At 60.3% G+C, this 22,606-nt stretch carries 11 protein-coding genes and 11 pseudogenes; 13 read left to right on the top strand and 9 right to left on the bottom strand.

Features of this window, described 5'->3' with window-relative positions; translation table 11 throughout:
- Positions 1 to 454: 454 nt before the first annotated feature.
- Positions 455 to 680 (top strand): annotated as a pseudogene (locus QA643_RS26090) (transposase); the annotation flags it as partial.
- Positions 681 to 926: 246 nt separating this feature from the next.
- Here the strand turns inward: QA643_RS26090 and QA643_RS26085 are convergent.
- Entirely contained in the window at positions 927 to 1,979 is a 1,053-nt protein-coding gene (locus QA643_RS26085; protein WP_283034936.1) for an IS110 family transposase, read from the bottom strand.
- Positions 1,980 to 2,305: 326 nt separating this feature from the next.
- On the opposite strand from QA643_RS26085, the gene QA643_RS26080 reads away from it, so the two are divergent.
- The 4 genes and pseudogenes from QA643_RS26080 to QA643_RS26065 all read left to right on the top strand — a co-directional run.
- Positions 2,306 to 2,785, top strand: coding sequence for a transposase (locus QA643_RS26080; protein ID WP_283028664.1), 480 nt, complete (start codon positions 2,306 to 2,308; stop codon positions 2,783 to 2,785).
- A 171-nt stretch (positions 2,786 to 2,956) separates the two neighbouring features.
- Positions 2,957 to 3,301, top strand: coding sequence for a transposase (locus tag QA643_RS26075; protein WP_283028663.1), 345 nt, complete (start codon positions 2,957 to 2,959; stop codon positions 3,299 to 3,301).
- 100 nt (positions 3,302 to 3,401) lie between these two features.
- A pseudogene (locus QA643_RS26070) lies at positions 3,402 to 4,362 on the top strand (IS481 family transposase).
- A 183-nt stretch (positions 4,363 to 4,545) separates the two neighbouring features.
- A pseudogene (locus tag QA643_RS26065) lies at positions 4,546 to 5,066 on the top strand (integrase core domain-containing protein); the annotation flags it as partial.
- Between the two features lie 574 nt (positions 5,067 to 5,640).
- Here QA643_RS26065 and QA643_RS26060 read toward each other — a convergent pair.
- Positions 5,641 to 6,147: a tyrosine-type recombinase/integrase gene (locus QA643_RS26060; RefSeq protein WP_283028662.1), complete on the bottom strand. Its 507-nt coding sequence runs from the start codon at positions 6,145 to 6,147 to the stop codon at positions 5,641 to 5,643.
- Positions 6,148 to 6,568: 421 nt separating this feature from the next.
- On the bottom strand, positions 6,569 to 6,850 hold the full coding sequence (locus QA643_RS26055; RefSeq protein ID WP_283028661.1) for a hypothetical protein: 282 nt from the start codon (positions 6,848 to 6,850) through the stop codon (positions 6,569 to 6,571).
- 367 nt (positions 6,851 to 7,217) lie between these two features.
- Between QA643_RS26055 and istA the strand changes: the two are divergent.
- Together istA and istB are read left to right on the top strand one after the other, a co-directional pair.
- Positions 7,218 to 8,761 (top strand): annotated as a pseudogene (gene istA / locus QA643_RS26050) (IS21 family transposase).
- A 17-nt stretch (positions 8,762 to 8,778) separates the two neighbouring features.
- Complete coding sequence (gene istB / locus QA643_RS26045) at positions 8,779 to 9,432, top strand: IS21-like element helper ATPase IstB (protein ID WP_283034935.1); 654 nt, start codon at positions 8,779 to 8,781, stop codon at positions 9,430 to 9,432.
- On the opposite strand, the gene QA643_RS26040 is transcribed toward istB, so the two are convergent.
- Together QA643_RS26040 and QA643_RS26035 are read right to left on the bottom strand one after the other, a co-directional pair.
- Positions 9,427 to 10,479, bottom strand: coding sequence for a hypothetical protein (locus QA643_RS26040; RefSeq protein WP_283028660.1), 1,053 nt, complete (start codon positions 10,477 to 10,479; stop codon positions 9,427 to 9,429). The genes istB and QA643_RS26040 overlap by 6 nt on opposite strands.
- Positions 10,476 to 11,729, bottom strand: coding sequence for a recombinase family protein (locus QA643_RS26035; protein ID WP_283028659.1), 1,254 nt, complete (start codon positions 11,727 to 11,729; stop codon positions 10,476 to 10,478). The genes QA643_RS26040 and QA643_RS26035 overlap by 4 nt, the downstream gene beginning before the upstream one ends.
- 306 nt (positions 11,730 to 12,035) lie before the next feature.
- Here QA643_RS26035 and QA643_RS26030 point away from each other — a divergent pair.
- Positions 12,036 to 12,187 (top strand): annotated as a pseudogene (locus QA643_RS26030) (ATP-binding protein); the annotation flags it as partial.
- A 1,081-nt stretch (positions 12,188 to 13,268) separates the two neighbouring features.
- On the opposite strand, the pseudogene QA643_RS26025 reads toward QA643_RS26030, so the two are convergent.
- A pseudogene (locus QA643_RS26025) lies at positions 13,269 to 13,717 on the bottom strand (branched-chain amino acid ABC transporter substrate-binding protein); the annotation flags it as partial.
- Between the two features lie 255 nt (positions 13,718 to 13,972).
- Here QA643_RS26025 and QA643_RS26020 point away from each other — a divergent pair.
- Complete coding sequence (locus QA643_RS26020) at positions 13,973 to 15,973, top strand: hypothetical protein (protein ID WP_283028658.1); 2,001 nt, start codon at positions 13,973 to 13,975, stop codon at positions 15,971 to 15,973.
- Between the two features lie 1,004 nt (positions 15,974 to 16,977).
- Here the strand turns inward: QA643_RS26020 and QA643_RS26015 are convergent.
- A pseudogene (locus QA643_RS26015) lies at positions 16,978 to 18,321 on the bottom strand (IS701 family transposase).
- A gap of 690 nt (positions 18,322 to 19,011) precedes the next feature.
- Positions 19,012 to 19,258: pseudogene (locus QA643_RS26010) on the bottom strand (integrase core domain-containing protein); the annotation flags it as partial.
- Between the two features lie 119 nt (positions 19,259 to 19,377).
- Here QA643_RS26010 and QA643_RS26005 point away from each other — a divergent pair.
- From QA643_RS26005 to QA643_RS38760, 4 genes and pseudogenes are all read left to right on the top strand, one after another.
- Positions 19,378 to 19,842 (top strand): annotated as a pseudogene (locus QA643_RS26005) (transposase); the annotation flags it as partial.
- 122 nt (positions 19,843 to 19,964) lie between these two features.
- Positions 19,965 to 21,056 (top strand): IS5 family transposase, encoded by a 1,092-nt coding sequence (locus tag QA643_RS26000; RefSeq protein WP_283028657.1) that lies wholly within the window; start codon positions 19,965 to 19,967, stop codon positions 21,054 to 21,056.
- Entirely contained in the window at positions 21,056 to 21,400 is a 345-nt protein-coding gene (locus QA643_RS25995) for a hypothetical protein (RefSeq protein WP_283028636.1), read from the top strand. The genes QA643_RS26000 and QA643_RS25995 overlap by 1 nt, the downstream gene beginning before the upstream one ends.
- Positions 21,363 to 21,743, top strand: a pseudogene (locus QA643_RS38760) (transposase). The gene QA643_RS25995 and the pseudogene QA643_RS38760 overlap by 38 nt, the downstream one beginning before the upstream one ends.
- A 390-nt stretch (positions 21,744 to 22,133) precedes the next feature.
- Here the strand turns inward: QA643_RS38760 and QA643_RS25985 are convergent.
- Positions 22,134 to 22,537 (bottom strand): annotated as a pseudogene (locus QA643_RS25985) (DDE-type integrase/transposase/recombinase); the annotation flags it as partial.
- Positions 22,538 to 22,606: the final 69 nt, after the last annotated feature.

Here is a 22,606-nt window from a genome sequence, read left to right as displayed (position 1 = left end):
GGATCGGCGCGGAGTGGCTCAATTGCCTGCTCCTGCATCTTAGCGACCGACGCGACGCGAACTCGGCCCAATCAGCAGGGTCAGAATGACAAGGCCGACGCGACGGAGCAAAACACACCACAGGTTCTCGTGCCGCAAATAGGGCCCACCAAATCGCCCGAGCGCGACGCCATCAGGTCGAATAGTCCGGCACGCGGAAGCTCTAGCATCCGCCCAGTGTGCCGCGCCGGAGGTCGTGACCTGCTGAGCTTCTTTCGCGCCCCTTTCCCAAGACGGCTGAATTCGTCGCCCAACTCCGTTTCTGTGGATCGGGCCCGACAAGATGACCGAGCGCCCCAAGTAGCCAGCGCTGTCTGTAAAGTGACCTTGCCCCACCGGCTCAATCTAGTTTGAAGTTCGCTCTGGCCCAGACGAGGACCCCGAGCATGAAGCGCAACCGCTTTCGGAAGAGTAGATCATCGGGATTTTGAAGGAGCACGAGGCCAGCGTTTCGGTCGCCGATCTATCGCAAGCAAGCCGTCAGCGACGCCAGCACCTACAAATTGAAATCCAACTTTGGCAGGATGGAGGTCTCGGAGGCCAAGCGGCTGAAGACGCTTCAGGATGAGAACACGCGGCTGAAGCGGCTTTTGGCCGACGCTATGCTGGATAACGCAGCCTTGAAGGATCTCTTTGGGAAATTATGTATGGTCCGCCCCGTCCGTGCAAGGGGTCGTAACAGCAAAAATGACGCTTCCAGTTGCATAAATGTATCCGGCCTCTCGCGAGTGGACTGCTGTTGCAGCCAGGCCATGATGAGATCCGCGCACGCCGTTCCCAATAAATGGTTCGGGCACGAAGCCCGCTTTTTTGCACAGGGCTTACGGCATGTTGATCCACTGTTTCGTCATCACTGTTCCCGAGCCTTGCAATCGAAGCCAGAAGCGTCAGGTCAAAGCAGGATCTCTGCGTTCGTAGAGAGCTCCGGGCTTGTTCAAGACCACCCAGACAATGCGGGCCATCTTGGCGGCTAGAGCGACAACGGCCTTGTTCGGATGCATCCGAGCCTGGAGCCCGTCGAGCCAGCTTCCTAAGCGATCACGCGTCCGGTCCAGATGCCGGAAGCAGGATCGCGCGCCATGCACTAGAAGCTTTCTCACATAGCGATTGCCGCGTTTGCTGACGCCAAGCAACGTCTGTTTTCCGCCGGTCGAGTATTGCCTGGGCACTAACCCCAGCCAGGCAGCAAAGTCGCGGGCCTTGCGAAACTGCAGCCCATCACCGATCGCGGCAAGTACAGCGGTCGCACCCAGTGCGCCGATACCAGGGATTGTCATTAGCCGGCGTGTGACGTCCTCTCGATCGGCGACCGCTTCGATCTCCTGTGTCACTTCGCGGATCCGCTCTTCGAGGCGGCGGAGATCGGCGAAGAGATCGCCGACCAGGCGACGCATCACTGGTAACAAATCGTTTCCTTCGTCATTCAAAGCGCGCGGCAACTCGAGTTTGAATATTCCGGCACCCTGACGCAAAGCTACGCCGTACTCGAGGCAGAAAGCCCGCATCTGATTGATCAGGCGTGTCCTCGAGCCGACCATCTGGTCACGGATTCGATGCAGCGCTTGAAGATCGACCTGGTCCTCCTCCTTCACGGCGACGAAGCGCATCGTCGGGCGCGTCGCGGCCTCAGCGATCGCCTCGGTGTCGATGATATCGTTCTTGTTTGACTTCACGTAGGGCTTCACGAATTGCGCGGGGATCAGGCGCACCTTGTGACCAAGTGCCTGTATCTTCCGGGCGAGCCACTGTGAACCGGCGCAGGATTCCATGCCAACTATGCTTGGCTGTGCGCGAGCAAAGAACTGAAGAAGGGTGTCCCGTCGACAGCGAACTTTCTGAACAGGTGTGCCGTCGCAGCTCAGGCCAACGACGTGGAACAGGTTCTTGCCAATGTCGATTCCATAGACAGCTGCAGGTTGCGGCAAATTGCGATGGGTCATGATGCTCTCCTCTTTTGATCTGACCTTCCCATCATGAGGGAGGAGGACGGGGCGGACCATCCCATAACGTCCGCGGCCTAGCGGAAAGCTATCGCGCATCTGCGGGAATCCTTCGGGATGAGCGAACGGCGGGCGTGTAAAGCCATCGCCTGTTGCCGCATGACCATGAGATACCGGATGGCCAAGTCGCACGATGCCGGCGCTCCTGGGCGATCGCTCGCGTGCGTTGGCGAAGGCCTGCGCCGCTTCGGCTATCGACGCCTTCGCGTGCTGCTTAAGCGGCAGGGCTGCCTGGGTCAACCACATGGCCTAATCGCACGAGGCTTTTGGACGTATCGCAAAAGGAGACGGAGATTTGCGTTATCGACGGTGACGGTCGGCGCACTTGGCGGGGCAAATGCCCGTCGGAACCGGAGTGCATCGCAATGGCGCTGCACGAGCACGCTCCAGACGCGGTTCGGGTGGGCATGGAAACCGGGCCGCTGGCGATCTGGCTTTGGCTGCGCGCTCTCGACGTTCCAATCGACTGTATCCACGCGCGCCATGTCGCGGCGGCGTTCTCGCTGCAAGTTAACAAGACCGATGTGAACGATGCGTTCGGGATCGCGCAAGTGGTGCGCTCCGGTTGGTACCGGCCCGTCGCTATCAAGAGCCTGCAGAGCTGTCGTGTCCGAGCCCTGCTCTCAGCCAGAAGCGAACTCGTGACGATTCGAACGACGCTTTACAATCAAGTTCGTGGTCTACTGAAGACCTTCGGCGTGGTGCTCGCAGCCGGTAAGGGGGAACGTTCGAGCGCGCAGTCCTGACGCGATGTCCGGCGGACCCTTTGATCCGAAGCGCCATTGACGCGCTGCTTGAGGCTTGGCGTATTGCGGGAGAGCCCAGGCAGAGGCTCGATTCGCAGCTTCTACGTCTCGCGCGCACCCATAAGGCCTGCCAGCGGATGATAACGATCCCCGGTGTAGGCGCGATTACTGTTGACGTTCACGACGGCCGTAGACGATCCTAACCGCTTCTCCCGATCCACCGATGTCGGAGCGTTTCTCGGCCTGACACCTCGGCGCTATCAATCCGGCGAGTTCGATATCTCTGGCCGGATATCCAAGTCAGGCGACCGCATGGCCCGAAGCCTTTTGTTCGGGGCGGCCAACGCGCTCATGACGCGCGTGCGCAAAGCTAGTGCACTCCGCCGTTGGGGGCAGCAATTAATGGCTCGGATCGGGTCGCGAAAGGCGAAGGTTGCCCTGGCGCGCAAACTCGCCATCATCCTGCGCCGTATCTGGCTGGATGGCACGGAGGTCGCGGCGGCGCCGGCTAGCTGAGCCTAGCCTAGCTAGCTGTGAGCTTTCAGGAGGTTGTCCATTCGGCCCTGACCGAGGAAGCTGAGGTTGCTGAAGCTTCAGATTCCGAGGGGAGAACCGAATGGACACCCATAAGAATGCGCCTCTGACGCCGAAAGGTCGAGAGGCGATGGTGCGGAGCGTCATCGAAGGTGGCCTGACCAACGCCGCAGCAGCGCTGAAATTTAGCGTTTCGGCGAAGACGGTGGCCAAATGGGTCAAGCGCTTCCGTGCGGAAGGCGTGAGTGGGTTGCGTGATCGCTCCTCAAGGCCCCTTTCATCGCCAAGCCAAACCCAGCCTGCCACATGCGCCGCAGTCGAGGCTTTGCGCCGGCATCGCCACACCGGCAAGCAGATCGCCGCCGAAGTCGGGATCTCTCCGGCGACCGTCAGCCGCATCCTGCGTCGGCTCGGGCTAAACAGGCTCGCCGCGTTGGAGCCCGCCGAGCCGATCCGCCGCTATGAGCGCGAGCACCCTGGCGAGCTTATTCATCTCGATATCAAGAAACTCGGCCGGATCGGGTCGGCGGGACATCGCATCACCGGGCGGTATCCAGGCGCGATCAACCGCCACCATGGCATCGGCTGGGAGTTCGTCCATGTCTGCATCGATGATGCTTCGCGCGTCGCCTTCGTGCAGGTCATGCCCGATCAGCGCAAGGAAAGTGCTGTAGCTTTCCTTGAGGCCGCCGTCGCTTATTTCGCCAGGCTCGGAGTCCGTGTCGAGCGTGTGATGACCGACAATGGCTCGTGCTACCGCTCAAAGAGCTTTCGAGCAGCTTGCAAACGCCTCGGCCTTCGCCAAATCTTTACTAGGCCCTATACGCCCAAGACCAACGGCAAGGCCGAGCGCTTCATCCAAACCGCGCTTCGCGAATGGGCTTATGCGCAGGCCTACCAGAACTCAGACCAGCGAACGGCCGAACTGCCCAACTGGCTCCATCGCTACAATTGGCACCGGCCCCATGGTAGCCTGAAGGCCAACAACACCCATCAGCCGACTCGGTTTAGCCGGGAACAACCTCTTGAGGCTCCACAGCTAGCTAAGCCAGTATCTCTGTAGATCGTCCTGGAAGGACGCTGCCTGGATTATCCCGGAACTTCTTGGGCGGCTTCAGACCGCGGGAATCACATGGGGAGATCCACTGGCGAGGGCCATGATGAGGCGGCACATTCCTCCGACCTCGAAGACGACAAGGTCCGGTACCCAGGGCAGTTGACAGCGATTAGACGACAAGAAGCTGTTTCGGCTCTGCCGAGAACGGAAGCTCGCGATGCGTCGCCGCCGCGGCCGCAAGCGGGCGATCGGGACTCGGACGCCTATGATGGTGCCGATGGTCCCAACGATCGCTGGTCGCTCGACTTCGTCTCGGATCAGCTCACCGACGGCCGACGCTTCCGCATCCTGACCCTGGTCGACGATTGCACCCGCGAGTGTCTGGCTCTGGTAGCCGACACTTCGCTGTCGGGCACCCGGGTGGCCCGGGGACTAGACCGGCTGATCGTCGAGCGCCGCAAGCCCAAAATGGTGGTCAGTGACAACGCCACCGAACTCACCAGCAACGCGATCCTGACCTGGGCGGATCAGAGCCGCGTCGTCTGGTACTACATCGCGCCCGGCACGCCTATGCAGAATGCGTTCATGACAGCTTCAATGGCCGCTTACGGGACGAGCTGTTGAACAAGACGCTGTTCACGTCACTGCTCCAAGCCCGTCACGCTCGGATGCTGGAGGGCCGACTACAATGGTACCCTCTGGCGCGATCGGGAATTACCAAGAGCATAACAGAGACCGAGACAAGGTGGGCCGCCTGAGATGGCACACGTTTGCGGCACCCTGATGCACTCGAGCCTGGCGGTGACAATCGAAGAGCTGCCGCTTGGACTGAGGCTGTCGAGGGAGCCGGAAGAAATTCAACAGGACCGCCGCGCGTAAGAAGAAGATCAATCCAACGCGCGTTGCCATCGAGAAGAAGGAGAGCATTCAGTGGCTGGACAGTATCCTGCAATCCACGGAGCTGCTGGGCGATCCGAGACGATGGGCCCATTTAGGTGATCGCCAGCCGGGAGCGAGTCTTCCATAGGTAACGGCAACGTCGCTCGTGAAGCGTAGACAGCGGGTATCAAAGCCCTGTGGCAAAGCCTCAAAATTATGATCGTGCTGGAGCCTTCGCCGTGTTGGGTCCGGGGGCAGCACCGGGAAAGACGGTATGGCCCGGCTCATCGGTTCGGCCGGAGTCGCCGAGCAGGGGGATGGGTCACCCGGAAACCTAGGAAATCCCGTTCGTGTCCACATGGAAAGCTGGCGCGGAGCACCGGCCTCAACAATGTTCCAGGCCGGATGTCCCGACTTGGCGGGCATCGGGAGCGCGCATGCGAACACGAAATAACAAGGCATGTCGAATCCGGAGGCGAAGGACATAAGTTGACGGACATACGCAGCGGGCAGTCGTAGCGGCTTCGTAGTACTGAGGAAGGCAGGGAACTGGGCTTACCGGGACACGCTTGAGGGAAGGGAACGCTAAGTCCCGCAACCTGTCCATGAAACGAATGGATAGCCGATCTGGCAAGGAAACAAGCCGGGACAGCCGGTCGCAGACAGGTCGAGGTCGGCCACGATACAAATAGTCGAGCACGGCGTCGCCCGAATCCTGGGGTAACGGAAGCCTTGTCTCGCGACCACCCTTGCCATCCACCGAGAGCGTTGCCTGTTGCCAATCGATATCGTCGAGGCAAAGCGTGACGATATTGCCGGCTCGTAAGCCCAGACGCGCTAAAAGAAGCAGAATGGCCCGATCCCGAAGGCTGGCGGGGTGGCCGAATCGCACGTCGCGATCAGTCGATCCACATCGGTGGAATCGATGTAGCGCGGTAGCGCCGACAAACGCACTGCGGAATGACCGGCACGGCCTGGTCGAGCCCTGCTCGGCAGAGCCCGCGCGCACTGAGAAAATGCAGGTAACCTCTCAACGCCATAGCCATCTCTTGACGTAGGCCATTGAGGCTCGAATCGTCTCCGCGACAATCACCGCGCGGATAAGATCAGCGTTGTATCGTCCTGGCATGGTTCCAAACGCCGGCAGCATCCGCATGACCATGCGGCGTGCGGTTGATCGTCCGGTCCAGATGCCGCGATGCCGTCGCAGCCACTGCTGGAATTCGCATACCTGCTGATTGGTCGCCGGGTGCGCGACGCGCGCTGCACAATCCCGCGCTTTGCCAAAAACTCGACAAACCTGCGCGCCCGCCTCACATACTTTGCTGAAAACGGTTTAGTCGTCGAGTGCCGAGACAACGGCAATGATGTCGCGCAAAGCGAAGCAGGACATCCTCGCTATTTTTGCCGATCGCGAGTTCTGCCTTCACGAGCCAGCAGACGAAGTGACGAGCAGAAGCCTCGTAGCCGCCCACAGTAAGGCAGGAATGTCCCTGCGCCCGTAGATCGGCCACAAACTCCGTTGCCAGCGGGGCGAGTTCGCCCGCATCCATGCTGCGCTGACGAATGCAGCGACTTTGCTGCGGCTTGGCCATAGTCGGCCTCCTCTCGTTGCCATTAAGACAGCGAGGGAAACCTCGAATTATGCTGAGTCAGAACCCTCCGGCTTCGGTGTAAACTGTTGATAGCAAGGAAAATTGCGGTCAGCTACAGCCAACTCTGCATAATCATATGCTCCAAATCAATCCGCAGCTCCGTGTGGCCAATCGCGAGCCACACCCGTACGCCCGCGGGAAGCGTGCGTGTTTCGGGAATTCCCGGACGTGGATTCGGCTAATTCGCGGACAGCGATTTCAGTAATTCCGGGACGTGGATTCCGCTAAATCGCGGACAGTTGTGGAGGCTGGTTTTTCGGGAGCGCCGTTCAGGCAATGTTCTCTCTCAAGCTGATTGAGAGGGGCGATGCCGAGACGGAAGCAAGCGAAACGAACCACTGTGAAGGACCTACGATCGATCCTGAGGCTGACGTACGAGCAGGGCCTGTCGGTTCGAGCGATCTCGGAACGGCTTCAGATCAGCAAGACCTCGGTTGCCACCTACCTGCTGCGGGCGCGTGAAGCGGGTTTAAGCTGGCCGCTGCCGCCGATTTACGAGAGCGAGACGGCGTTGCAGCGGGCTCTGTTCCGGCGGGTCGGGCGGCCGCCGCAGGACTTGAGCGAACCTGAGTGGCCGCGGGTGGCGCAGGAGCTCAAGCGCAAGGGCGTGACACTGACGCTGCTGTGGCAGGAGTACCGGACGGCGCATCCCCACGGCTATGGCTACACGTGGTTCTGCGAGAAGTTTGCCGCCTATCAGCGCCGGGCGAACCCGACCTTCCGCCACCGCCACGCGGCGGGTGCGGTGATGCAGACCGACTATGCCGGCCCGACGGTCGAGGTGATCGATCCGCAAACCGGCGAGATCCGTCAGGCGCAGATATTTGTCGCGGTGCTCGGGGCCTCGTCGCTGATCGCTATGGGGAGCTTCGGTCAGCGACTACCAGATTGGATCGAAGGCCAGACCCGGGCCTTGTCGTACTTCGGCGGCGTTCCCAAAGCGATCGTCTGCGACAATCTGAAGGCCGGAGTGGTCAAGGCATTCTGGTTCGAGCCGACGCTCAAACCTTTGCCGCCATGGCCGAGCACTACGACACGACGATTTTGCCGACCCGCAGCCGCAAGCCGCGCGACAAGGGCAAGGTTGAAGGCGCGGTATTGATTGTCGAGCGCTGGATTTTGGCACGGCTGCGCCACCGGCGGTTCTTCAGCCTGACCGATCTCAATGACGCGATTGGCGAGTTGCTCGAGGAGCTGAACAACCGGCCGATGCGCCATATCGGCAAATCCCGCCGGCAGCTGTTCGAAGAGATCGAGAGCGACGCACTGGCGCCACTGCCGAGCGAGCCATTCGAATACGCCGAGTGGAAAACCGCCAAGGTACATCCCGATTATCACGTCGAAGTCGACAAGACCTTTTACTCGGTGCCGCACCGGCTGATCGGCCGTCGGGTGGACGTCCGGCTCACCTATCGGGCTGTCGAGATCTTCCAGGATCACACGCGTATCGCCAGCCATGTTCGCCGTTCCCAGCGTGGTGGCCACGTCACGGTGAATGAGCACATGCCCAAGGCCCATCAGCGTTACGCCAATATGACGCCCGCAGTCTTGATCAGGATGGCGGGGCGAATCGGCGTCAACGCCGCTACCCTGGTCGAGCGGATGATGCGCGAGCGCCCGCATCCCGAACAGGGTTATCGCTCCGCTATGGGGATCATCGCTCTGGCGCGGCGCTACGAGCGCAGTCGGCTGGAAGCGGCCTGCGAGAGGGCGCTCGTCATCAACGCGATCAGTTACTCCTCCGTGAGCGCCATCCTCAAATCCGGGCTCGACCGCACGAGCCCCGCCACCGAACCTGTCAAAGCCGCGCCCTCACACGCCAACATCCGTGGCGGCACCTATTATCAATGAAGGAAAGGACTATCGTGATGCTGACCCATCCAACCCTCGACCAGATGCAGGCGCTCGGCCTTGACGGAATGGCGGCCGCCTACCGGCAGCTGGCCGAACAGGACAGTGCCGCCGATCTCAGCCGGGATGAGTGGCTCGGTCTGATGCTCGATCGCGAAGCCGCCATGCGCGCTGACAGACGCCTAACCAATCGCCTCGCTGCAGCCAAGCTCCGCTTCGTCGATGCCTGTATCGAAGATATCGACTTCGCGTCCCGGCGCGGGCTTGACCGGCGCAACACCCTGCAGCTGGCGCAAGGCGCCTGGCTGAAAGCCCACGAGAACCTCATCCTCACCGGTCAAACGGGGACCGGCAAAACCTGGTTGGCCTGCGCCCTCGGACGCCAAGCGGCCAGGCTCGATCATTCCGTCCTCTATCTGCGTGTGCCGCGCCTGTTCGAAGACCTCGCTATGGCCCGTCTCGACGGTCGCTTCCCGCGCCTCATCGACAAGCTGGCACGTGTTCAGTTGCTCATTCTCGACGACTGGGGAACCCACACCCTTAACGATCAGCAACGCCTCGATCTCCTCGAAATCTTCGAAGAGCGCTACAGGCGCAAATCCACCCTGATCACCGCCCAGCTGCCCGTTGCCCAATGGCATGACATGATCGGCGAGCCGATGACTTCATGATGCCTCCTTCTTCGAACGCTTGGTGCGTCGTACCCGATTGCGAAGCTGACTGATTTGTTCGTTTGAGAGCTCGATCTGCCATGGCTGGCCTTTGGCTAACTGACGACCTGCCAGCAATCCGCGTGCAAGATAATCGAACACTGTTTGCGGGGTTACTCCAAGCTCAGCCGCTGCGCCCTGAATCGAGAAGCTGCCGTCGGGCCAGCGCATCGGATTCTCGTCCTTGCCGTTGATTTTGACAGTGGGAATGCCCCAGCGGGTGCGCAACAGCCAGACGTTCTCGCCTTTGAAGGCGCAGCCTCGGGCCGCGACAAAGCCTTCCTGATTGAGTATTGCCGCGATCTCGCCATCCATTTTGTGTTCAGCATTCAACTCGACGATCCGTTGCCGCAACCGATCAATGTCGATGTAGTTGCGGTAGGTATGAACGCGCCGTTGTACGTGATGCTCGCTGGTTGCGCCGGTCTGCCAGACGATCTTGAGCCACACCTGACCTCGGCTCCGCTTCTGATCAAGAACGACTTCGCGGATGACAAATCGCAGAATGCGCTTGCGATCGGCTGCCGACGTGGTGGCCGCATTCCAAATCCGCGGCAGGTTCTCGCCGAGCGTTTGTAGTCCTGCGCGTTCCGCCGGGCCAATCAGAAGCGGCTCTTGCGCGCGCCAACGCGCATGCTGCTGCTCGACCGTCTCGACGACACGCAGCTTCTCTTCCCAAGCCCGCTCAAGTGAGCGCGCCACAAGACGGTTCTCGGGCTCGACGGCGTCATACTGACGCCGGGCGCGCTCGGCCTCGTAGCGGGCGCGCTCCACGCGAAGCGCCCACTGACGCTCGAGCTGGCGACTCTCTTGCTCCAGTTGGCCCGCCGCCGCGAGTGCGATCTCAATCTGATCCGGCACCAGGGCGTCGAGGAGCATCCGTTCGACCAGCGCGTCAACCGCCAAGGCCCGGACTTCCTGACACAGTGCACTACCTTGCTGGTCCCGATCCGACCGGCAGCAATAGACCGGATAGTCGGCATTCGGGCCCGTGTAGCGCATGCTCATGCGCCGTCCGCAACGGCCGCAGATCGCAATTCCTTGTAACAGCGCTGCCCCCTTGCACGTACGCCAGAGTGTCCTGCCTCATAGCGGAAGACGTTATCTGCCAGTCGCCCCTGATTGGCCATGAACTGCTCCCAGCTGATATAGCCTGGGTGAGCGGCGTGGAGGCAAACCGCCCAGTCGGCGATCGCCACCTTGACCGTTCCCGTCAGCGATCCCGGTTGGCATCGGCTCGGATCCTTTTGCCGGCGGCCATAAACATACGCCCCAGCATAGGCCGGATTTTGAAGGATACTAAGGACGCGTGCACTATCTGGCGCACGCCAGACGACCTCGTGTGGAGCTGGTCCAAGCAGCGGTCGAACCGGCAAGGACAATCCGTTCCGGTCCAAGTAACGCATCACACGGCGGGCGCTTTGCAGTTCCTGGAATTTGGCGAACACAAGGCGAAGGCGGGCCTGCACCTCCTCATCGGGATTGAGAATAATTGTGCCGGCTCGATCATATGCGAGCCCGGCCGGCAGGGGCAGCCGCAGTTCGCCCCGTGCCGCCTTCTGGCGTTCTCCTTGGTGAAGGCGCATCCGAAGCTGATGCAGCTCCGCCTCGCTCATGATGCCGGACAAGCCCAACAGCAGGCGGTCGTGGTAGGCGCGCGGATCGTAAAGCCGCTCGCCATCCGCAATGAGCACGCCGAACACCGAGCACAGCTCGAGAAGCTGATGCCAGTCCCGGTTATTGCGGGCCAAGCGAGAAGCGTCGAGGCTCACCACAAGGCCGGCGTTGCCAAGGCCGATCTCGGCAATGAGCTTCTGGAAACCACGACGATCCACAGCGCCAGCACCGGATTTGCCCAGATCCTCGTCAATCACCTGGACGCGCTCGGGCGGCCAGCCCAGACCGATGGCGCGATCGACGAGGCGGTACTGCAGCTCGGTGCTCTCCTGGTGTTGGCGCACCTGGTTCACGGATGACTGCCGCACATAGACATAAGCCAGTTTAGCTCGGTGCGCAGTCGTGAGCCGCTCGTCAGCGACGTTCAAGCTGATCAGCACGACCAGTCCCCTTCCGGGCGTGCCGGGAACCGCTTGCATTCGCCGCAGCAGCGTGGCGAGGATTTGAGCGATCTGGGTTTGCGTCGCGGTCGACAGATTCGGCCACAGGCGCGGAATGTTGGCCGTCGGGCGGCCGGGTGGATTTGCCGGCGTCGGCAGGGGTCGATACGCAACGCGACCTCGAAGCGGTCGGTGGGTCATCGCGAATCACCTTCTCGTCGAGAAGGCTCAGACTCGCGCTCAAATGTTGCATCAATGGGATCAGCGTACGTGCACTGATGCGCGGCAGATCGGCGGCATTCGGGCGGGAAGTGATCGTCTCGGCAAGATCCGTCGACGCGATCCGAACCGCCCGCGGCCGGCCGTCCGGCAGCGCGACAACGACGTAGGCAGGACCGCGCCCCGACCGCTCCTTGAGCACCTCAAGCCGGTGCCCAAACAGAAAATGATGCGGGTCGGTGATCGTGACGTGAGACACGAGCCGCTCAAGAATAGGGGTATACTGCCGTGTTCGGCGAGCCCACCATCGCCGATGCCATCCTCGACCGGATCATCCACAACGCCCACCGTATCGCGCCCTTGAAGGGGACAGCATGCGAAGGAAAAAAGCCGCGCGACCCTTGACCGACGTCGAAAATAGCGAAACCAATACCAATTGACTTTAACAACCAGGCAACCAAAAGCCAGCGCCGCCACGCTGTCCGCGACTTAGCGAAACTGCTGTACTTTAGTTAGCGAAACCGCTGTCCCGTTTTTGCGAAATACGCCGGAAGCGGGATCATTGGCGCCGCTCGCTCCGATCCGCGGCCGCAATCACAGCAGACACAATGGCTGCTTCGACCGAACCGCTGATCCGAAACCGCGTCCGCTCGCGAACTCAATTTCGATCATTTCCAGGTGGCGGCGCTCAGACCTGCTCGTCCGCTATCGCAACCGATGCAAAGGAACGTCGTTGGCTGGCGCACCGCTTGGCCGCCCATCGAGATCACCGTCCGCGTACCTGTCATCGCCAAAGATGCAGCAGGTTCGGATGTATGTCATGCGGGTGAGCGACTTCGACCACGGTCGTCTCAGGCGCCAGACTCTCCTCGATGATACGATGCTTCTCCGCCAGCGTCCAACGCTGCCGCCGTTCCGGACCAGACAAAAACCCTACTGTCGATACACGTGCCCTTAACGTGCGAGTAAATGGGTGCTATGTCACAAACCGGCGGCCCTCGGAAGGGGGCCTTCAGCGGAAGCTTGAAAGCTTCCGGCTGTGCCGCAAGGCATATAGGCGACCTCCGCCGGTGCCATCCGCGGTTTGAACTTGTCGTCCATAGATGCGGGCCCACGAGATTCCGTACCGCTTTGATCGCGAGATTGGCCGTTGAAGGTGATGGTCGTGTCGAAGGTACTTGAACTCGACATTCACACCAAATTCCTGCGCAATGTCTTGAACAGCCGCCAAAGTCTGTCGTTCGGCGAAGTCCTGCACGCTGGGTAGGGAGATCCTGACGATAGCGGCCAGTTCAACGTGATCGGGAATGATGTGGTAGGCTTGAGCGGCCGCTCATGGTGACGGAGATCACGAGCGCATCGAAGGAGGTCATATTGCGCGAGACAAGATTTTCAGGCCAACGATGATTTGTGCTGCACCTAGCCTTTACGACAACGTCGAACTCGTCAAGCGCGGCCATCATCGGGCCGTCGCAAACAACGGTCCCTGATCCCTTCCTGAACCATCCTTTGCCCAAGCCACGACACGATGATGTTAAAATCCTTGTCGCCCTTTGTGTAGGACTCATACATAACGCCGGCCTTGTTGAACGCCTTTTGGTCTCGGCGGCGAGACCCTTGCCGTATGTCGTCCTTGAGGATCGCGATGTTTTTGCGCTTGAAGTTCTTGGCGATGCAGTCGCCGTCAACCGCGCCATGCTGATCGTCGCAGCCGCAGACGCGGGCGACGTTCCACAGCCCTCGCCCCTGAAAGTCGGATTGGTCGAGGCGGGCGTGATCTGTAGAACGTTTTTCTCGGCACAGCGTTCGGAGCTCAGGATCGACGAGGACGAGCAATAATGTCCTGCGACTAACGGAATCCCGAATCCATCGATCTTCTCCGTGGCCGAGAGCGCCCGCTTAGGATCGTAGGTATCGTCTTCGACATCGAGTGCGCGCTTCTTGCCCAGCAAACCGCCTGTCACCGATAGAGTCCCCCGACGGGTGGCGCACTCGATGCAACCATCGAGGGTGACCTCGACCTGCCTGTCATCATTGACCTCGTGAGAAGCGCGGGGGCATGCTTTCAAGCGCGCAAGCAGCTGCAGCGATGGCTTCGCGACCGCGCATCTTGATGTGGCAGTGACCGAGATCAACGAGATAGCGGTTGTAGAACAGCTTGTTTGGGAGTCAGAGAATTGAGGCGTTCATCGTCTCCACTCCGCAGCCGAGGGGATCCGGCAGTGATGGCCTATGCAAAAATGGTCCAGTTGCCGGCCCCAGATCACCAAGGTGGCGGACCCTACCAATTCTTGGAGAAGATTGCGGAGCTCAGGTCACCTAAGTTCATCGAGACGGATATCCGTTGGAATGGCTCGTCCGCGAGGAGGCAGGAACCTATGTCACTAGATGAGCCGTTTGCCAACGGAAGCACGTCCTCAGTCTTGCTGGATTGGATTTTGCTGGCTCTCTCCGCCGTAACTACAGCGATCCTTTTCGCTTGGCTGCTATATTACAGCGGTTATGGTCTCGATTTCAGCGACGAAGGTCTCTACCTCAATTCCATCGCAAATCCATTCGCCTACGCAATCAATATTCCGGTGAGCCTTTTCGGCTTCGTCTACCACTGGCCATATCAATGGGTGCGTGGCGACATCGCAGCACTTCGGGCGGCGAACATCACGCTCACCATGGCGCTCGGCTGGATCCTCGCCTTTCTTGTGATCCGGCGCCTCTGGACGGCGGCCCGGCCACATGCGGTGGTGCTATCGGCAGGGGTCGCCAATTTAACATTGGTCGCCTTTCATCTCTGGCTGCCCACTCCCAACTACAACACGCTGAACTTTCAATCGCTCTCGATGGTAATGATCGGCTTGCTGCTAGCCGATCAGCCGGGGCTCATTCGCAAGGTCTTGGGATGCACAGTGATCGGCGTTGGCGGCTGGTGCTGCTTCATGGCCAAGCCGAGCACCGCTGCGGCCATTGCGCTCGTCGTTATGCTCCATGTCGTCTTTTTGCGCCGAAGATCCCTGCTGCCCATGCTGGGCGCGGCGCTGATCGCTCTCATTCTACTGCTCGTAAGCGCCTATTTGATTGACGGCGGCATCACCGGGTTCTTGACCCGCATGGTCAAGAGCGCTCAGCTGGAAATCCTATTTGGTGCTCGCCACGAGATTTCCCACATGTTTCGGATCGACTGGCTAATCACAAGTCGCTCGCAACTCGCTATTGCCGTGTTACTGGCGACAGCTCTTCTGCTAAACATTCTCATCGGGTCTACGCACAAGCTGCTCTCATCGATGGTTCTCGCTGTGATGTTGATCGTCACCATAGCGATTGCCCTGTTGGGGATCGATCCGATCAAGCTCGAGCCCTCCCCCCTCTTTTTGGTGCCGGCATTCACATGGCTTGGCGCGATGTTCTACCGTCGGGGATTGGTTCTCCGCACCCAGATTCGCACTAGCATCGCTCTAGCGACAACTTTTTTGATCCTGCCGCACCTTTTCGCATTGGGCTCCTTTCTCAATTACTGGAGGGTCGCTTGGGATGCCGCTTTGTTCTGGATGCTCGCAGTCGTTGCCTTCCTGAGCCCTCTTGCGGAACAGGGGCGCAGCTTCAGCACCCTAGTGGCCGTGACGGTGTTAGCACAGTTGCTTACTGCATCAGTGATCAATGCGGGCATCGTTAAGCCATTCCGTCAAGTCAAAGATCTGCGCGCTTATACCGCTGTCACGCCCATGCCGGGTGGTGGAAAATTGGTGCTGTCGGAACTCTTTCACGATTATCTGACCACGGCTAGGGTTCAGGCTCGTGCGGCCGGCCTTGAAGCCGGCACCCCAGTGATCGATCTCTCTGGCCGCTCTCCGGGCCTGCTGTACGTGCTCGAGGCGCGAGCGCTCGGTCTACCATGGCTCGCGGGAGGATATCCCGGCAGTAACGCACTCGCTGTGGAAACGCTCCGGCTTGAGAACTGCACCGATCTGGCCAAAGCGTGGGTACTGATCGAGCCGGAGGGCCCACGTCGTCTTAACGAACCCGGTGTGATGGCCTCGTTTGGATCAGGGCAGGCGGACTACGTCGCCGCTGCTACGTTCGTAACTCGCGCCTCCCCCTCGCTTGAATACGACGAGTATCCGAATGCTTACAGGCAGTTTTTGTTGAAGCCGGTGCGCCCCGCCGCGCTGGCGGAGCAGTCCTGCCGCGAAGCCAGGCGAAAACGCCCGAATGGCCAAACGAGCCAATGGTGAAAGCTGTGATCCTCGTCGGCGCCCTTGGAACCGAATCTCCGTGGAAAACTACCTTCAGCCCAAGCCAGCGATCGAGAGCGGCCGCAAGCCGACTCTGTGGCACATCTTAGAAAATCTACTCGCACTACGGCATCACCGATTTCGTGTTCTGCTGCGCCTATAAGGCGCTATCTCATCAAAGAGTACTTCGCCAACTACTTCCTGGTACGTGTCGGATATCGCATGAGAAGTGCCCGCATGGAAGTTCACTGGCAGTATGCTGAATCTTGGAAGGTGGGCGGGTCGATACTGGCGAGAGGACGATGACTGGTGGTCGGCTGAAGCGAGTTTGCTAATTACCTGATGGATGGCGACGCCTTGTGTTTCACCTGTGCGATGCTATGAAAGATATCGACATAACCGCGCCATTTAAACCTATAGCTCCGGCGAAAGCTGCCTTGCGGAGGGTGACATAGAGCGAAGACATAGGCGTATGACCGACAAGCGTCTGTGTCGAAGGTCTCCGGCTCGAAGTCGTCGGGACGGCCGCTCGCTCTGTTGGACATTTCCTGCCCAGATTTATGGCGGGCCAGGCTTGGTGTCGCTACGGCTCGGCGCAATGGGTTCTGTGGAAGCCAATCATTCAGTCGCGTGGGTTAGCTCGCGAAGGTCGGTTGAGTGGTGAAGTTGTGCCAGTTCTTGTTTCCTGTCGAGATCACTTCTGCGCCAGCTCCGATATTGCGGCGTCCTCATCGCTCGCGCAGCGTGCAGGGGTCGCAATCATTGAGATTGAAATTCAGGTGAGCTTGGCGGTGTCTCTCGCGTTCGAGTTGATCCGAATGTAGGCGGTGAGGCGCTGCAGCGTCTTTCTTGAATTCTTGCGACGATGACCCGATCCCGAGTGGCGCCAGACGTCGGGCGAATTGGATTTCCAGCTGCGCAACCGCTTTATGGCTGAGTTGCCCAATGCATGCCTCCGGACGAGCTTAGCACTACTTTGGCAGATTTATTTGGGCTGCAGCTTTTCACGGATTCGTCCTCTGCAATATGGGCATCGCTGGGATGGCGGTCGAAGAATGAGATCGACGATGGCGTGACGTACGGCCGGCAAGCTTGGCTGAGGCGGGGGTCCGTTGTTTCTTTTTTTCCGCCCCGCTTGTGCGAGGCGGCGGTGTTGCAAGAAGGCGTACGCGATCATGGTCATGAGTGCGTGACGATGAAGACCTTGCCAGGATCGTCCCTCGAAGTGATCAAGCCCGAGTTCCTCTTTCAACTGCTGATGTGCCTGTTCGCAGATCCATCGCGCCTTGATCGTGGCAGCTAGTGTGCGCAGATCTGTCGCGGCCGGCAGACTGGCGAGATAGTATTTCTTCTCCCCTGAGGTTCTGCGTTCACCGATCAGCCAGGCCTCCTCGCCGGGAAGATGCTGCTGGCCCTTATCCTTGATCCGCTGCGGTGGTCCATCGGCGATCCGCACCCGAACGGCGGCAAAACGCGCTTTCAATCGACCCTTGGTCCCGGTTCGCCAGCTCACAGTTTGCCACTTGGCATCGGCGAGCATGTCTTCGGCTGCCCGCGACAGGATGTCCGGAATGTACCGCTTGCGGGGACGCCCGCGCATCGCGACCGGCCAGATCAACTTGACGCCGACCGGGTACACCTTCTGGTGACGGGGGATGCCGACGGCCCAGGCCAGCCCGCGTGCCGTGAGCCCTTGTCGAAACGGCGCGCTGAGGCCGTATCCTGCGTCCGCCAGCACACAACCAAAGCGCACGCCGGCTGCCATCGCGCGATCAATCTCTGGCTTGGATCGTGACGCCCGGTATTCGACCGGTACGCCGGCGCGCTTCAAGCGTGCGGCGTCGCTTGTCCAGCTCTCTGGCAGGAAGAGACGCAATGCGATCATCACCGGCACTTCGCCGCGCGCAAGCGTCAGCGACACCAACGTTTGGCAATTTGCCGTCTTGCCAAGCGCCGAGGCATATTGAGCCGCGATACCGACCGAGCGTTCGCCCTTCTTCGGCACCGCGGTGTCATCGATAACCAGCACTGCATCGTCGCCGCCGACGAGCCGGTCGGCCTGACTGAACAACTCTGTCTCCAGCGGCGTCGCGTCCCAGACGCCATCGGCAATGAAATGGTGCAGCTGGTCGTAATCGCCCGCTGCGAAGCGCTCCGCCATCGGTTGAATGCTTTTGCGTTCACCGGGGCCGATCAGCCCCGCAATGTAAAGCGGGCACATCCGTCACCGGGCCTTATGACCCAAGCGATCCAGAAATGGCTTCAGCCAACGTTCGAGTTCACCTTCCCAGTCCGACGTCGCCTTCCCCATGGTCGGCCCCTCCAAAAGCCGACCCCCTATGAATCATTGAAAAATCGATTCGGGAATCCTCACAGGCTCACTAAAGCGACGAAATTGCCAGAGTAGTGTTAGTCCTGAGACTCCTGGACCTTCATCGAGTGGATCGACGGCCATCAGGATCAATGACTGCGGTTCCGTTATGCTCAACAGCCGAGCCCAACTCTTGTGTATTTCCTCCAGTTGAGAGTGGAATTGACAATGTTCCAGATGAAATTACTGAGGTTCGATCGATTTCTTCTGCCTTTCCCGGCAATTTGGCTGGGGTGCACGATTGATTTTGAACATAGAGTGTGTGGCTGTGGTCCGAAGTCACATGATGAGCGAAATCTGCTGCGAAAATCTTGTCGACGTGTGGCAAAGGTAACGCCGATCCCGAACCCGCCAGCTGAAGCCATGCGCGCCAGAATCCGCGTAAAAACGAGAAGGTTCTCACTTCCAAACGTCGCGCCCAACTCGATCGCGGCGTTTTTCTAAGCTGCAAGAGCACCCATGGAGATCCCACGTTCCTCCTATAAGGATGATAGGCACTGCCATGGAATGGATCGGCTAAGTCCTCAAGAGACATAGACGCTCCGGAATCGGTCCGGACTTGGCGTCGTGCTCGAAACGCCCAGATGCCTCCAAAGCAGAGAAAAAGCGCGTGTCGTAGAGTGCGAACTTGACCGCGACCGAACACCCGATGACCTTGCCCCAAATTTCATCCAATATTGTTCGCTCTGGCTGCTGGATTTGCCCAGTTGGGCAGCGTAGGGGCGGGAGCTGGCGCGCAGCTTTTGGCGTAGCGCAGCGCCAAATCTCGGCGCGGGTTACAGGTGAAGGCGAACTCGGCGGGATCTTCGATCCGAGCTGCGAGTGTGGTCGTGCGTCGTTGTAATCGGCCGCCAGCGTCCGAGCGCGACGCGAGCCTGCGCCAGTGAGATCAACAGAGTCTTCTTGAGGAGCTCATGCGCAGCCGGCCATTGATGGGAAGACGGCCCCGCTCCCTCGGCGCCGGCGATATACTTGCGATGGACGAACCCGCTAACAGGAGCAATTCACCAAAGTCGCGACAATTGGGTAAGACATTTCGAAGCACGTATTTCACATCCATGCAGTTGATGGCCGGGGCCAAGTGGCTGGTCGCCAACGCCTGCGGCGAGGCGAGATCGTGTCGTTCTTCTCCTCGCTCGCACCTTGCTTAGTCGGCATTGAGGCCTGCGCGACTGCTCACCACTGGGCGCGGGAGATTCGGCAGTTTGGACACGATGTGAGATTGATCCCGCCAGCCTATGTTAAGCCCTACGTACGAAGAGGAGCCAAGAATGAAGCCGCTGACGCGGCCGCGATCTGCGAAGCGGTCACCCGTCCCAATATGCGGTTCGTTCCAATCAAGAGCGCCGAGAACCAGGGCTTCTTGATGCTTCATCGTGCAAGACGCTTGTTGGTCCGCCAACGAACCACGACACTGCGCATTCGGGCTCACTTTGCTGAGTTCGGAATCATTGTCGGGCAAGGCCGGCAACGGGTGGAGGGTCTGGTGGACTTGTTGGATGACGAGGAACTGACGCTACCGGCCCACGCCCGCATCGCACTAGCAGGCTGTTGAAAAAGGCGCTCGCCGCCGACCGGCGACCGTGATTCATTGGCTCCGACGAGATTCGGAGATGGTGCGTGCGCGGCGGCGACAATCGAACGGGCGAGCTGTTCAGCTACGTTGACCTGGAGGCGCGGGTGCGGCGTGATCATCCGCTACGAGCGATCCGGACGATTGTGAACGAGGCACTGTCGGCGCTGGAGCTCGAGTTTGCCCCGCTCTATTCGCCGATTGGGCGGCCGTCGATCCCGCCGGAGAAGCTGCTGCGGGCGATGCTGTTGCAGGCGTTTTATTCGATCCGCTCGGAGCGGCTTTTGATGGAGCGGCTGGAATACGACCTGTTGTTCCGCTGGTTCGTCGGAATCGGCGTCGACGACACGGTGTGGGACCATTCGGTGTTCTCGAAGAACCGCGACCGGCTGCTGGAAGGCGACATCGCGGCCAAGTTCCTGGCGGCGGTGCTGGCGCAGCCCAAGGTGAAGAGGCTTCTGTCGAGCGATCACTTCTCCGTCGACGGCACGCTGATCGAAGCCTGGGCCTCGATGAAGAGCGTCAAACCCAAGGACGGCTCGGGCGAGCCGCCAGCGCCGGGCGGCGGGCGCAATGCCGAGGCGGACTTCCACGGCCAGACACGCTCGAACGACACCCATGCTTCGACCACAGATCCGGACGCCAGGCTCTACCGCAAGGGCAAAGGCAAGGAGACGAAGCTGTGCTTCATCGGGCACGGGCTGATGGAGAACCGCCACGGCCTGCTGGTCGACGCCTGCCTGACGCAGGCCGACGGGCATGCCGAACGGGTGGCCGCGCTGCACATGATCGAGCCCTATGCCGACCGACCGACAGCGATCACGCTTGGCGCCGACAAAGCCTACGACGCAGAAGACTTCGTCAACGAGCTGCGCTCGATGAACGTGACGCCGCATGTTGCGCAGAACATCAGCGGCCGTAGCTCTACGATTGACGGACGGACGACCCGGCACGGCGGCTATGCCGTCAGCCAGCGCATCCGCAAGCGCATCGAGGAGGCATTCGGCTGGATCAAGACGGTCGCCGGGCAAGAGAAGACCAGGTTCCGTGGTCGTGAGCGCGTCGGATGGGCCTTTACCTTCGCTGCCACCGCCTACAATCTGGTGCGGCTGCCCAAGCTGATCGCGGAGACCGGCTGATGGCCAAGGTGCCCGGCTTCGCCAAGGCCTTTGCCGGCCGCTGGCGCATCGTCGAGATGGACGTCTGGGACAGCGACTTCCTCGATCTCGTCGAAGAGGCGCATCTCACCTTCCAGGGTAAATCCGATGGCGAAATCGCCTTTGGGGCTCTCAAGGGCTTCCTGGACGTGCGCTACGACACCCGCGACGGATCGGCCTGCGCCGAGTTCTCATGGGAAGGGCACGACGAGAATGATCCGTCCTGCGGTCGCGGATGGGCTATGATCGGCACTGCGGGCAGGCTCGTCGGCCACTTCTACATACACGATGGCGACGATTCAGCCTTCGTTTGCGAACGCGACTGAGTTCTTCAACAGCCTGCTAGCCGTCCTTGTGAACCAACTGAAGGAATTGGACCGGCAGGTCGAGATCATCGAACGGGAGCTGGCTGACATTCAGATAGAAAATCCATTGGCGAAGTTGCTTTCCTCGATTCCCGGCGTCGGTCCCATAACGGCCACGGCCCTTGTCGCGACTGTGCCGGACGCCTAAGCAGAGTTCCACCGGCGGGAAGGATCGGCTCGGCCGGATTACGAAACAGGGCGATTCCTATCTCAGGCACTTGCTTGTCATCGGCGCAGGGAACGTCGTTCGGTACCCAAAGGCACGCTCCCGGGTTGGAGGCGGCTGGATCGAGGCCCTGCTTGAACGGCGTCGGCCCACGGTCGTCGCGATCGCCTCGCCACCAAGTTTGCCCGGATCGTCTGGGCGATGACGACGACCGGGGAATTCTATCGGCCTAAGCTCGCGGCCTGACTTTCCGCGTATGTTGGCCACCTTATGGTGTGAGGGCAAATGACAGTATGATGGACGCCGGCGGAGCTGGGGATCGAACAAGCCCGAAGAGCTTTAAGCGCAACAAGCGCGACCCGCTGATGAGGCCTCGATCCGCGATCTCCCTCAGGGCCAGCGGCCATGGCATCGGTCTCATTAACAGGCCGTATACATGAACGCACCCGACCGTCTTCCAAAGTGCTGCTTAAATCCCTTCCATGCGCGGGGCCGTCTGTACATGAAGCTCTCGATGAAGGCATTCTACATGGGCCTGCCAGGCGCGATGTAATGCCAGGCGACGCGTCTCTGACCGGCGCATGTCAGATGGGGGTTGCTGGTGCAGTTCGGTGCCGTTGTCGCTGAGCACCATCTTGGGCCTGCCGCGCTCGGTCATTAGCCGGTCCAGTTCCCGTGCCGCCCGGGTGAGCGAAAGATCGGCCACCAGCGCAAGGCATTCACGGGTGCCCTCGTGGACACAGTCAAGGTACGGAAGGGGCGGCCGTCCGTGAGCTATCCGACATGAAGTCCAGCGACCAGTGATCGTTGGAGGCCATTGGCACCATCATCCATCATCGGTGCCCTTATCTCAATGCTCGCTTGCGGCCGCCACGGCGGCGCACCGCGAGCTTCTCTTCCTGGTAGAGCCGGAGGAGCTTCTTCCGGTTGACCAGCTAAAGCGGAATGGGGTTAGGTTGAATCGATTTGGGATTGAACGAAGCCGCTGGCGCGGCATGTAG

Source organism: Bradyrhizobium sp. CB3481, from assembly GCF_029714305.1.
Classification (GTDB): Bacteria; Pseudomonadota; Alphaproteobacteria; order Rhizobiales; family Xanthobacteraceae; genus Bradyrhizobium.
Note: the sequence above shows the minus strand (reverse complement) of the source record. Positions and strands in the feature narration are given on the sequence as shown.

What these genes read in the sequence shown, in the direction of transcription:
- QA643_RS26085 (WP_283034936.1), bottom strand. Translation starts at nt 1,979, where the DNA reads ATGACCCATCGCAATTTGCCGCAACCTGCAGCTGTCTATGGAATCGAC.
- QA643_RS26055 (WP_283028661.1), bottom strand. Translation starts at nt 6,850, where the DNA reads ATGGCCAAGCCGCAGCAAAGTCGCTGCATTCGTCAGCGCAGCATGGAT.
- istB (WP_283034935.1), top strand. Translation starts at nt 8,779, where the DNA reads ATGCTGACCCATCCAACCCTCGACCAGATGCAGGCGCTCGGCCTTGAC.
- QA643_RS26040 (WP_283028660.1), bottom strand. Translation starts at nt 10,479, where the DNA reads ATGAGCATGCGCTACACGGGCCCGAATGCCGACTATCCGGTCTATTGC.
- QA643_RS26035 (WP_283028659.1), bottom strand. Translation starts at nt 11,729, where the DNA reads ATGACCCACCGACCGCTTCGAGGTCGCGTTGCGTATCGACCCCTGCCG.
- QA643_RS26020 (WP_283028658.1), top strand. Translation starts at nt 13,973, where the DNA reads ATGGCCTATGCAAAAATGGTCCAGTTGCCGGCCCCAGATCACCAAGGT.
- QA643_RS25995 (WP_283028636.1), top strand. Translation starts at nt 21,056, where the DNA reads ATGGCCAAGGTGCCCGGCTTCGCCAAGGCCTTTGCCGGCCGCTGGCGC.